The sequence below is a fragment of the Streptomyces sp. NPDC058671 genome, from assembly GCF_042716475.1.
GTDB lineage: Bacteria > Actinomycetota > Actinomycetes > Streptomycetales > Streptomycetaceae > Streptomyces.
This window is the reverse complement of record NZ_JBHXSA010000003.1, coordinates 341,831-353,474: the sequence shown is the minus strand read 5'-3', so window position 1 is coordinate 353,474 and position 11,644 is coordinate 341,831. Positions and strand designations below refer to the sequence as shown.

Sequence of the window (11,644 nt, the reverse complement as noted above, 5' to 3'; positions counted from 1 at the left end):
TATCGGGGCACTACCACACGCCCACTACCCTGGAGTGGTGACTATTCGCCTGTACGACACCAGCGCCCGGCAGATCCGTGACTTCACCCCGCTCACGCCGGGCTGCGTCTCGATCTACCTCTGTGGCGCCACCGTCCAGGCGGCCCCGCACATCGGTCACATCCGGTCGGGGCTGAACTTCGACATCATGCGCCGCTGGTTCGCGTACCGCGGCTACGACGTCACGTTCATCCGCAACGTCACCGACATCGACGACAAGATCATCACCAAGGGCGTGGACCAGGGCCGCCCCTGGTGGTCCATCGGCTACGAGAACGAGCGGGCGTTCAACTCGGGTTACGACGCGCTCGGTTGCCTCCCGCCGACGTACGAGCCCCGGGCCACCGGGCACGTCCCCGAGATGATCGAGATGATGCGCGGCCTCATCGAGCGCGGTCACGCCTACGAGGCCGACGGCAGCGTCTACTTCGACGTGCGGTCCTTCCCGGGCTACCTGGAGCTGTCCAACCAGGACATCGACGACCTCCGCCAGCCCTCCGAGGACGGCATCACGGGCAAGCGCGACCCCCGCGACTTCGCCATGTGGAAGGCGACCAAGCCGGGCGAGCCCGACTGGGAGACCCCGTGGGGCCGCGGCCGCCCCGGCTGGCACCTGGAGTGCTCGGCCATGGCCCACAAGTACCTGGGCTCCGCCTTCGACATCCACGGCGGCGGCCTCGACCTGATCTTCCCGCACCACGAGAACGAGATCGCCCAGGCCAAGGCCTTCGGCGACGACTTCGCCTCGTACTGGGTGCACAACGCCTGGGTCACCATGAGCGGCGAGAAGATGTCGAAGTCGCTCGGCAACAGCGTGCTGGTGTCCGAGATGGTGAAGAACTGGCGGCCCATCGTCCTCCGCTACTACCTGGGCACCCCGCACTACCGCTCGATGATCGAGTACAGCGAGGAGTCCCTGCGCGAGGCCGAGTCGGCGTTCGCCCGTATCGAGGGCTTCGTCCAGCGCGCCACCGAGAAGGCGGGGACGACCGTCGCCCCCGCCGCCGAGGTGCCGCCGGCCTTCGCCGAGGCCATGGACGACGACCTGGGCGTGCCGCACGCGCTCGCGATCATCCACACCACCGTCCGCCAGGGCAACAGCGCCCTCGCCGCGGACGACAAGGACGAGGCCATCGCCCGCCTCGCCGAGGTCCGGGCCATGCTCGGCGTCCTCGGCCTCGATCCTCTCGACCCGCACTGGGCCGAGGAGACCGGTGGCGGCGAAGAGCTCCACGGCGTCGTCGACACCCTCGTACGGCTCGTGCTCCAGCAGCGCGAGTCGGCCCGCGAGCGCAAGGACTGGGCGACCGCGGACGCGATCCGCGATCAACTGGGCCAGTCCGGCCTCGCCATCGAGGACAGCCCCGACGGCCCCCGCTGGACGCTGGGCAACCGTTAGAAGAAGTGCCGCTCGGACCCCCGGGCGGCACACTTCAGTTACAGACCTTGTACGTGGGCCGCATACGCCTCCGTACGCAACACCGAGGATGAGAGTAGTCATGGCCGGGAACAGCCAGCGCAGGAACCGTCGCACGTCCAACAAGAAGGGTGCGACGATCGGCAGCGGTGGCCAGCGGCGCAAGGGCCTCGAAGGCAAGGGCCCGACGCCCAAGGCCGAGGCCCGCAAGGGCCACAAGGCCTTCCGCGTCACCAACGCGATGGCCCGGAACACGGCCAAGCGCAAGCCCGTCGCCCGCCGCGGCGGCAAGGGCCTGTCCGAGATGGTCGTCGGCCGCAACCCGGTCTTCGAGGCCCTGCGCGACGGCGTGCCCGCCTCGACGCTGTACGTGCAGCAGTTCATCGACAACGACGAGCGCGTGCGCGAGGCCCTGAACCTCGCCACAGGCCGCGGCAACATCAACATCATGGAGGCGCCGCGCCCCGAGCTCGACCGCATGACGAACGGCCTCAACCACCAGGGCCTCGTCCTCCAGGTCCCGCCGTACGAGTACGCGCACCCCGAGGACCTCGCCGCGGCGGCCTTCGACGACCACGAGGACCCGCTGATCGTCGCCCTCGACGGCGTCACGGACCCGCGCAACCTCGGCGCGGTCGTCCGCTCCGTCTCCGCCTTCGGCGGCCACGGCGTCGTCGTCCCCGAGCGCCGCGCCGCCGGGATGACCGCCGGCGCCTGGAAGACCTCGGCCGGTACCGCCGCCCGTACGCCGGTCGCCCGCGCCACCAACCTGACGCGCTGCCTGGAGGCGTACCAGAAGGCCGGCGTCACGGTCGTCGGCCTCGCCGCCGACGGGGACCGCGACGTGCACGAGCTGGAGGAGCTGGGCGGCCCGGTCGTCATCGTCGTCGGCTCCGAGGGCAAGGGTCTGTCCCGTCTCGTCGGCGAGACCTGCGACTTCCTCGTCCGCATCCCGATGCCGGGCGGCGCCGAGTCGCTCAACGCCGGTGTCGCCGCGGGCGTCGTCCTCTACGAGGCGGCCCGCCGCCGTATGGCGTAACACCCGGGAGTGACACCCCGCGCACCACCCGGCCCCGGCCGTGGCGTTGATCTTGACGGGTCTCGGACATTTGCGAGCCGTCAAGGCAGTGTCCTAAACCCAGATCACTCGGTTAGATGAGTGTGGACACCAGAACGCCCCGGCCGGGGTTCGACGATCAGCCCGCGCTGAGCATGGTCAAGGTGGATTCCGATCCCGCCCAGGTGATCGTGAACCACGCCAGCTTCCGTGTGCGGCTCGCGCCGGCTCCGCAGCCGAAGTTCGGCGCCGGCGCCCGTACCCCCGCCCTGTCCGGGGCCACGGCCGGAGCGGGCGGACCGCGCCGTCGTCCCGTCGTATGGACCGGAAAGTCCTCACCGGGCGCCACCGGCCTCCTCCAGGCCGTCCGCGAGTCCTCCGTCTCCACCCTGGAGCCGGGCATCGGCCACCCGGGCCGCCCCGGTCTCGACGCGGGCGCCACCCAGGCCGTCCCGCGCATCGACGACACCATGCCCACCTCCGTGGTGCCCCCCGCCGCCGGACCGCTGCTGCCGCCGATGCGCCGCGCCGAGGGCGCGTACGACGACCTGTACGACCTCCGGTCCGAGCCCGAGGGCCCCGGAGCGTACGAGGACGAGGACGCGCAGGGCCGGACCGCGCAGCGCCACGGGCAGGACAGCGTCCGGCACGCCTACTACCCGGGCCGCCGGATGAACCTCGGCGTCGTCCTCCTCCCGCTCCGCGTCTTCCTCGGCTTCATCTCCATCTACGCGGGCATGGGCAAGCTCTGCGACCCCGTGTACTTCGACGGCGGCGAGCGCGGCTCCATGGTGAAGTGGCTCAACTCCCTCCACCCCTGGGCCCTCGCCGAACCCCTCCGCGACTTCGCCCTCCAGCACCCCGTCGGCGCCGGACTCACCGTCGCCTTCCTCCAGGTCGTCGTCGGCGTCCTCACCGTCCTCGGCCTCTGGCAGCGCGTCGCCGCCGTCGTCGGCGCCCTGCTCTCCGCCGCGCTGCTCCTGACCGTCAGCTGGAAGACCGTCCCGGTCTACGACTCCGCCGACATCATCTACCTGGCCGCCTGGTCCCCGCTGATCATCGCCGGAGCCCCCGTCTACTCCCTCGACGGCCGCCTCGCCGGAGAGGCCTGGCGCACCCTCGGCCCCCGCGCCGACCTCTGGGACCTCCGCCGCCGCGTCATGCGCCGCAGCATCCTCGTCGCCTCCGTCGTCGTCGGCCTCACCCTCCTCGTCGGCTCCGTCCTCGGCGGCGCCGTCCGCTCCACCGAGATGGTCACCGTCCCGGGTCCCAACGACGACCCCATCAACCACCTCCCCGGCCAGCCGCTCCCCGCCGAGCCGACGCGCCGCGCCCCCTCCAAGGCCGCGCCCACCGAGCCGAAGCCCTCCGCGACCGGCGAGGCCCCGGCGGAGCGCGAGGAGACGCAGGAGGCGACCCGGCCCACCGAGCCGACCCGTGAGTCCACCCGGACCCGTGAGCAGCGCCCGACCGCCACGCAGGGCAGCGGCAGCACCGGCGGCGGCAGCAGCCGTACGCCCACGCGGTCCAGGCCGGAGCCCCCGCCGACCACCAGCGACACCCCGACCACCACCGGCGGTACGACGGGCGGCGGCGGCACCACGGGCGGCTCGACCGGCTCGACCGGCTCGACCGGGACCCCGTCGGAGAGCGGCTCGACGACGGGCGGCGCGAGGAACCCGATCGGTGGCCTGCTGGGCTGACAGCCCGTACGGACGAGCAACGGAAGGGCGGCACCGCACGGAGCGGTGCCGCTCTTCCGGCGTGCCTGGTACCGCACGGAGCGGTGCCGCTCTTCCGGCGTGCTTGGTACCGCACGGACGAGGCGCCGCCTCTCCGGCGGGCCTGGACGCTGTGGGCCTCAACCCCGCTGCGCGGCGAGCTCCTTGGCGGCCTCGGTGAGGTCCTTGGCGGTGTCGATGGCCCTCCAGTACGCGCCCTGGGGCAGCGGGAAGCCCGCCAGGCGCCGCTCGCGGGCGAGCCGGGGGAACGTGGTGCGCTCGTGGTCGCCCAGGTCCGGGAGGAGCTCCGTGAAGGCGGCGGAGAAGACGTACACGCCGGCGTTGATGAGGAACGGCGACGGCGGCGACTCGACGAAGTCGGTGATGTGCCCGAACGTGTCGGTCTCGACGGCGCCCCACGGGATGCGGGGGCGGGCCAGGGCGAGCGTGGCGAGGGCGTCGCGCTCCGCGTGGAAGGCGGCCATCTCGCGCAGGGAGAAACGGGTCCAGATGTCGCCGTTGGTGGCGTACCAGGGCTGGTCCGGCGCGGGCAGACGCGCGGCGGCGTACTTGAGGCCGCCACCACGGCCCAGGGGTTCGGTCTCGACGACCGTGGTCACCTCGAGGGGTAGGTCGGCACTCTCCAGCCACTCCTGGAGCACCTCGGCCAGATGGCCGCAGGAGACGACGGCGTGGGTCACGCCCTCGGCGGCGAGCCAGGAAAGCTGATGGCCGATGATCGGGGTCCCGGTGCCCGGGATCTCGACCATCGGCTTGGGGCGGTCGTCGGTGTACGGGCGGAGCCGTGAGCCCTGGCCGCCCGCCAGGACCACGGCCTGCGTCGGAGAGGTGTTGTGCATACGGGGAACGATAGGCGCCCCGTACGGCCGACTGCCTGACGCGCGACGGTGCCTCAGCTCGCGCGCATCACGCCGGTGGCGTACGAGGTGTCGCAGACCGGCCGGGAGAAGGACTGGGCGCGGTGCGGGCCGTACTGCTCGACGGCGGCGCGGCCCAGGGCGCGGGCGATGGACATGCAGTGCTTGGCGAGGGAGGGCCGGTTCTCCACCTCGCGCTGGAGGTGGGTGAGGGCCGTGCCGGGATCCTTCTCCTGGAGCTCGGCGAGGAGCTGGTCACGCAGGACGTCCTGCGGGGCACGGGACTTGGCGGGGACGGAGACCTCCGAGGAGGAGGCCGTGAGCTGGGTACCGGCGTCCTGGCCGGCCCACGGAACGGCGGATACCGCGAGCGTTCCCGAGAGCACCAGGACGACGGGCAGGACGAGGGCGAGAGAGCGGCCGATTCGGCGGGCAGTGTGCGTCACGCACGAGAGCGTAGCGGTAGGTAGTGAAATGGCGACATTTAGTCACTCTTGCGGGGGATGGTTCGAAGCGGCTTTTCGAATTCCGTGTTGACGCGGGAGGTGGGTGTGGGCCCTGAATGCCGGGGTTTCACGGGTTAAACCACCACTTAGACCAACAGCCCCGCATCTGCAAGAGACGCGGGGCCGAGGAGAGGTCGGGGTCGAGCCGACCGGGTGCGGGTCAGTCGCTGAGGCGCGCACCCGTGGAGGTCGAGAAGACGTGGAGCTCGGCGGCGCGCGGCACGACGTGCAGCGTGGTGCCCTTGGCGGGGACGTCACGGCCGCCGACGCGGACGACCAGGTCCTTGTCCTCGCCGTCGACGCGGGTGGAGCCGTACACGAAGCCGTCGGAGCCGAGCTCCTCGACGACGTTGACGATGACGGCGAGGCCGTCCTTGCTCGTCGGGCCCGACACGTCGAAGTGCTCGGGGCGGACGCCGACGGTGACGGTGGTGTCGCCCTTGGCGGACGCCGCGGCGATCGCGTCGCGGGAGACGGGGACGATGCTGTTGCCGAACTTCACGCCGCCGTCGACGATCGGGACCTCGATCAGGTTCATGGCGGGGGAGCCGATGAAGCCGGCGACGAAGAGGTTGGCGGGCTTGTCGTACATGTTGCGCGGGGAGTCGACCTGCTGGAGCAGACCGTCCTTGAGGACGGCGACGCGGTCGCCCATGGTGAGGGCCTCGGTCTGGTCGTGGGTGACGTAGACCGTGGTGATGCCCAGGCGGCGCTGGAGGCCGGCGATCTGCGTACGGGTCGAGACACGGAGCTTGGCGTCGAGGTTCGACAGCGGCTCGTCCATGAGGAAGACCTGCGGCTCACGCACGATGGCACGGCCCATGGCGACACGCTGACGCTGACCGCCGGAGAGCGCCTTCGGCTTCCGGTCCAGGTACTCGGTGAGGTCGAGGATCTTCGCGGCCTCTTCGACCTTGGCGCGGATCTCGGCCTTGTTGACGCCGGCGATCTTGAGCGCGAAGCCCATGTTGTCGGCGACGCTCATGTGCGGGTACAGCGCGTAGTTCTGGAACACCATGGCGATGTCCCGGTCCTTGGGCGGCAGGTGCGTGACGTCGCGGTCCCCGATGCGGATGGAGCCGGCGTTGACGTCCTCGAGACCCGCGAGCATGCGCAGGGAGGTCGACTTGCCACAGCCGGAGGGCCCGACGAGGACGAGGAACTCGCCGTCGGCGATCTCGATGTCGAGCTGGTCGACGGAGGGCTTGGTGGCACCGGGGTACACCCGGGTCGCCTTGTCGAAAGTGACGGAAGCCATGGTGATGTGTCCCTTCACCGGCAGGAACGTGCCGGACGATCCGAGTAAAGGAAGGATGGAGGTCTAGTCCACCAGGGTGAACTCCAGGCGACGCTACCTGGCGAACCGGGATCTGTCAGCAGTCCGAAGCGTGCGAGATTTCCGACCGCCTCCCGGACGAGGTTGGATACACTGCACTCGCTGCCTCCTTAGCTCAGCTGGCCAGAGCACCGCTCTTGTAAAGCGGGGGTCGTCGGTTCGAACCCGACAGGGGGCTCCAGGTAGGACAAGCGAAGACCCCCAACCGATCTTGGTTGGGGGTCTTCGACATCTACGGGTGACATCAACGGCTGCGATCGGCCGAGGACGGCCGCGAGCGCGCGGGGCGAAACGCGGGTGCCGGCTCCTGGGCCTGGGGGCAGGATCACGCCATGTCGACCGATGTCAGCGGAATGATCGAGTGCCGACCGGGGGCCCGGCTGTGGGGTTCGGACGACGAGGACACCGTCTGGGAAGCGGGCATCGACCTCTTCCTGCTGAACAGGGGCAACGCCTACGACGGCTTGGCCTGTCTCTTCGGGATCCGCAACTCCTTCGGCTTCCGTCCGCTTGCTGAGGACCGTGGCTTTCCGGATGACGCGTCTGAAGGGCTGCGTCGTGAGTTCGCCGGCTGCGGCGGCACCGACTCCGTGTACGGGACGACATGGGTGACCTGGGCCGAGCTGTCCGCCACCGACTGGCAGGAGACGGACGCCTCCGGCACACGAAGTCGTGCGTCGGCCGCAGGGACCGACACTGACTGGGGTCGCGTCTGGAGCGTCATGCGCATCCTCAGCGAGGTCCACGGCGCGGAGAACGTGCGTCTCGTCGTCTGGTTCCACTGACTCGACCCCGGGGTGAACATGGGTCGGGCCGGACAGGCATCCAGCGCACCCGGCCACAATTGGGCGGCCCCCAGGCCGCTTTCGCTTATGGAGCCGCTCCACCGAGTGAGCTCAACGGCCATCCCGCGGTTCGTTCACTCCCCGATCCGGGAGGCGGCCATCTCCCACGGGGTCGGCTCCGCGACGTCTTCGTACTCGTCGGCGTCTTCCCGGTACCAGCCTGTTCCGGCGAGCCAGGTTTCGAGCCACTCGGCCAAACTCCCGGCATCGACGAACCAGGCGGCGGCTCCGTCGTCCGTCATGGCGTTCGGGTCGAAGAGGAGGACCGTGGCGGTCTCGCTGAGGCAGTCCACCGCGGCGTACATGGCGCAGCCCCAGTCGAGGATCGGCAGCACGCCCGCCGGCCAGTACGGTGCCTCGTCCTCGGCCGAGGCGGATCGTTCGGACTGGTACTCGCTCAGCGCCGTACGCCCTGGTCCGACCAGCGGAAGAAGCTGGTAATCGGGGCCGTAGCCACCGTTGGCCACCTCCCGGTACAGGCTCGCCAGCAGGGGCGGGAGGCCGAAGCCGAGAACTGCCTCCGCCTCGGCAACCTCCTCGGCGGTGGCGGCGGAAGGCAAGGCCGTAGAAGTGGCCTTGGCCTTCGCAGCTACGCGAGGAACGAGATCTTCGATGGCTATCACGGTCCGGATCCTGTCAGGCACCTACGACAGAGAGCGCCCTCTTGCCGGGTCTTCCCTTGCAGGTTGCCGTCTGGCTTTGTCGACGCGAGATCGGGTTTTGGCTCACCTGGTGAGAAGTCGAGCCGATCCCCGGCGTCCGAGGTTGGCGACCGAAAAGAACTGGCAGGCCGGAGGCTTGAGGCGTGGGCACGAGCCCGGCCCGGGTGATTTCACAGAAGATGAGCCAGAGCCAGAGCCCGAGATCCGACGGCACCACCATGAGGGCGGCCGGGGCGGGCACCGAGTCCTGGCGTACGTTCGAACCTATGACGCGCACCCTGAAATCCCGGCTGGTGGCCCGGTGAGCGGCTGGTGGGCCTACCTGGAGGAACGGACCTGCCAAGAGGTCGATGCCGACGTGCTGCGCGACCGCCGACTGTCGGCGGTCAGGTCCGTCTGGGAGGCGCTGCGCCCGCTGGGGGTTGGTCTGCACGAAGCCGAGCGGGTGGTCACGCGCGGTACACACGAAGCGGGCGACATGGCCGCACTGCACCAAGCCAGCGAACTCGCATCTCGGGCCCATGATGGCCCGCCCTCTCTTGTGAAGAGCCTGTTCAGAGCGTTCACCGGTGTCAACGACGGCGGCACCACCACCCACCACCCCCTGGGCCTCGACGCCCGTCGGCCCGCATGAGCTGTGGCTTGAGATCCCGACGGCATCCCCCCGCCTACGCCCCCGACCCGGCCCTGGTTCCTGCGCGGGCGGTGTCCAGGCGCAGCGAGAGCCTTTCCGTGCCGTGCCGGTCGGCTGGGGTGTCGGGCCGCGGCCTCGGCTCCGGCGTTCTTGTGTCCCGGGCCGCTCCTGTCCGGGACACTTGGGCGTTACGGGGTGTGCCGGTGGTGTGGGGTGTTCTGCGGGAGGGGTGGGGCTGATGGTGCGACGGTCCGGGGGGCTGATCGGCGTATGGGCCGAGCAGCAGCGGGTGGCGCAGCGGCAGCGGGAGGGGCAGCATCAGGCGGTGCTGCGGCAGCAGCGGGACGCCGAGCGGGCCCAGCGGGCGTACGAGCGGGACGTCGCCCGGATGCAGCGGGAGCAGCGGGCCGCCTACCGGCAGCAGCGGGACGCGGACGCGTTGCGGCGGACCCGGGAGGTGGAGGAGCGCGTCGCCCTGCTGGAGGGTCTGCTCGCCGCCGGCTGCCGGGCGCCCGCGTTCTCCGTGGGGTCGCTGCGGCGGGACGAGGCCGTCGAGCCGTTCTCGTCGGGGCCCCTCGGGGAGCCCGTCGCCATGCCCGACCAGCGGTCGTACCAGCCCGAGAGCGCCTGGACCGCCTCCGGGCGGGCCCAGGCCGAGCGGGACGCGCGCGCCCGGTTCGAGCGGGACTGGTACGCGGCGCAGGCCGCCGAGGCCCGGCGGGTCGAGCAACTCGCCGCGTACCGGCGGGAGTACGAGACCTGGGCCGCCGCCCGGCTCGCCGAGATACGTGCGCACAACAGTGGTGTCGCCGGGACCGAGGCGGCGTTGCGCGCCGGTGAGGCCGAGACCGTCGTGGAGTTCTTCTCCGCCGTGCTCTTCTCCTCCGCCGGCTGGCCCGAGGGCTTTCCCCGGGAGGTGTCCGCCGCCTACGCGCGCGGTGGCCGGAAGCTGGTGCTGGACTGGGACCTGCCCGGGTACGACGTCGTCCCCGAGGCCAAGGGCGTGAAGTACCTGCCCGGCACCGACCAGGAGAAGGAGGTGCCGAGGCCGGCCACGCAGCGGCGCGCCCTCTACCGTGACGTGATCGCGCAGAGCGTGCTTCTCGCCGTGCGCGAGCTGTTCGCCGCCGACCGGTTCGGTGCCCTGGAGACCGTCGTCCTCAACGGGTACGTCGGCGGGGTCGATCCCGCCACCGGGCTCGCCGGGAGGGTCTGCGTCGCCTCCGTCGCCGTCGAGCGGAACGTCTTCGACCGCCTGAACCTGGAGTTCGTCGCGGCCGTGGAGTGCCTGACCGGCGCCCTCGGCGGGCGGCTGGCCACCAAGCCCGACGAGCGGGCCTCCGTCCCTCCCCTGCTGACCCCCGATCAGGTCGGGCCGGACGTCGTCGTCCAGGGGGACGGTGAGGAACCCGACCTCCTCGCCATGGACCCCATCGCCTTCGAGGGGCTCGTGGCCCAGCTCTTCCGGGCCCGGGGGCTCCAGGCCGTCACCACCCGCCGCTCCAACGACGGCGGGGTGGACGTCGAGGCCCTCGACCCCGACCCCATCAGCGGCGGTTCCATCGTCGTCCAGGTGAAGCGGTACCGGAACACCGTGCCCCCGTCCGCCGTACGTGATCTGTACGGGACCGTGCAGGGCGCCGGGGCGAACAAGGGTGTGCTCGTCACCACCTCGAAGTTCGGCCCCGGCTCGTACACCTTCGCCAACGGCAAGCCCCTGACCCTCATCGCCGGGACCGAGCTCGTCGACCTGCTCCATCAGCACGGGCTCCGGGGGCGGTTGGGGCCCGGGGCCCCGGCCGTCGCCGCCGTGGACGCGCCCGTCGAGGCCGATGCCGACTTCAATCTGCTCGGGATGGTGTGGGCCGGCTCGGCGGCGCTCGACGTCTGCGCGCTGGTCTGCTCCGGCAACCAGGTCCTCGGCGACGAGTGGTTCGTCTTCTTCAACAACCCTTCAACGCCTGACGGTTCGGTCGCGATGACCTCCGCCGTGCCCGGCGACCGGGCCGCCGTACGCGTCGGCTTCGACGCGCTGCCGACGCGGGCCGACCGGCTCGTGCTCGTGGCCGCCGTCGACCCCGAGGTGAACCCCGAGGCCGACCTCGGGGGGTTCACCGATGCCGGCATCCGGCTCCGCGACGACTCCGGGGCCGAGCTCGACCAGCTCGTCGTCTCCGACGGGCGCCCCGGCGAGACGGCACTCGTCCTCGGCTCGTTCCGGCGTCGCGCCGGCGGCGACTGGGACTTCGTCCTCGGGGGGAAGGGATACCGGGGCGGCCTCGGGGAGCTCGTGGGGGACTTCGGCATCCAGGTGGAGTGAGGGCCCCGGGGAGCGGGCGGGGGATGCCGGGCGGGGGTGGCCCCCACCAGGCATCCGTGCCCCTCCGCGGCCCCGCCCCCTCAGCGCCCGTTCGGCGGGCGGGGGCCCCACCCCCGTATCCGTGCCTCCTCGCGGCCCCGCCCCCTCAGCGCCCGTTCGGCGGGCGGGGGCCCCACCCCCGTATCCGTGCCTCCTCGCGACCCCGCCCCCTCAGCGCCCGCTCGGCGGG

Annotated in this window: 10 protein-coding genes and 1 tRNA gene; 7 read left to right on the top strand and 4 right to left on the bottom strand. The window is 71.4% G+C overall.

From position 1 onward, the window contains the following. The first annotated feature begins 37 nt into the window (after positions 1–37). From cysS to ACFWV2_RS06015, 3 genes are all read left to right on the top strand, one after another. Positions 38–1,438 (top strand): cysteine--tRNA ligase, encoded by a 1,401-nt coding sequence (cysS, locus tag ACFWV2_RS06025; RefSeq protein ID WP_384402266.1) that lies wholly within the window; start codon positions 38–40, stop codon positions 1,436–1,438. 100 nt (positions 1,439–1,538) lie between these two features. Then, positions 1,539–2,495 carry a 23S rRNA (guanosine(2251)-2'-O)-methyltransferase RlmB gene (rlmB, locus tag ACFWV2_RS06020; protein WP_384402263.1) on the top strand — a complete coding sequence of 319 codons (957 nt, stop codon included), beginning with the start codon at positions 1,539–1,541 and terminating at the stop codon, positions 2,493–2,495. A gap of 116 nt (positions 2,496–2,611) precedes the next feature. Further along, positions 2,612–4,216 (top strand): DoxX family membrane protein, encoded by a 1,605-nt coding sequence (locus ACFWV2_RS06015; RefSeq protein WP_384402259.1) that lies wholly within the window; start codon positions 2,612–2,614, stop codon positions 4,214–4,216. 158 nt (positions 4,217–4,374) lie between these two features. Here the strand turns inward: ACFWV2_RS06015 and ACFWV2_RS06010 are convergent, their stop codons facing one another. From ACFWV2_RS06010 to ACFWV2_RS06000, 3 genes are all read right to left on the bottom strand, one after another. Further along, positions 4,375–5,094, bottom strand: coding sequence for an NDP-sugar synthase (locus ACFWV2_RS06010; protein ID WP_384402256.1), 720 nt, complete (start codon positions 5,092–5,094; stop codon positions 4,375–4,377). 53 nt (positions 5,095–5,147) lie between these two features. Further along, entirely contained in the window at positions 5,148–5,558 is a 411-nt protein-coding gene (locus ACFWV2_RS06005; protein ID WP_384402253.1) for a hypothetical protein, read from the bottom strand. 220 nt (positions 5,559–5,778) lie between these two features. Beyond that, on the bottom strand, positions 5,779–6,876 hold the full coding sequence (locus ACFWV2_RS06000; protein ID WP_384402250.1) for an ABC transporter ATP-binding protein: 1,098 nt from the start codon (positions 6,874–6,876) through the stop codon (positions 5,779–5,781). Between the two features lie 182 nt (positions 6,877–7,058). Between ACFWV2_RS06000 and ACFWV2_RS05995 the strand changes: the two genes are divergently transcribed. Further along, positions 7,059–7,135: transfer RNA gene (locus ACFWV2_RS05995), tRNA-Thr, on the top strand. A gap of 151 nt (positions 7,136–7,286) precedes the next feature. Continuing rightward, entirely contained in the window at positions 7,287–7,739 is a 453-nt protein-coding gene (locus ACFWV2_RS05990) for a hypothetical protein (protein WP_384402248.1), read from the top strand. Positions 7,740–7,873: 134 nt separating this feature from the next. Here ACFWV2_RS05990 and ACFWV2_RS05985 read toward each other — a convergent pair whose 3' ends face one another. Then, complete coding sequence (locus tag ACFWV2_RS05985) at positions 7,874–8,359, bottom strand: SMI1/KNR4 family protein (protein WP_384402245.1); 486 nt, start codon at positions 8,357–8,359, stop codon at positions 7,874–7,876. A 403-nt stretch (positions 8,360–8,762) separates the two neighbouring features. On the opposite strand from ACFWV2_RS05985, the gene ACFWV2_RS05980 reads away from it, so the two are divergent. After that, positions 8,763–9,095: a hypothetical protein gene (locus tag ACFWV2_RS05980; RefSeq protein ID WP_384402242.1), complete on the top strand. Its 333-nt coding sequence runs from the start codon at positions 8,763–8,765 to the stop codon at positions 9,093–9,095. Positions 9,096–9,333: 238 nt separating this feature from the next. Further along, complete coding sequence (locus ACFWV2_RS05975; RefSeq protein ID WP_384402239.1) at positions 9,334–11,415, top strand: restriction endonuclease; 2,082 nt, start codon at positions 9,334–9,336, stop codon at positions 11,413–11,415. The last annotated feature ends 229 nt before the right edge of the window (positions 11,416–11,644 follow it).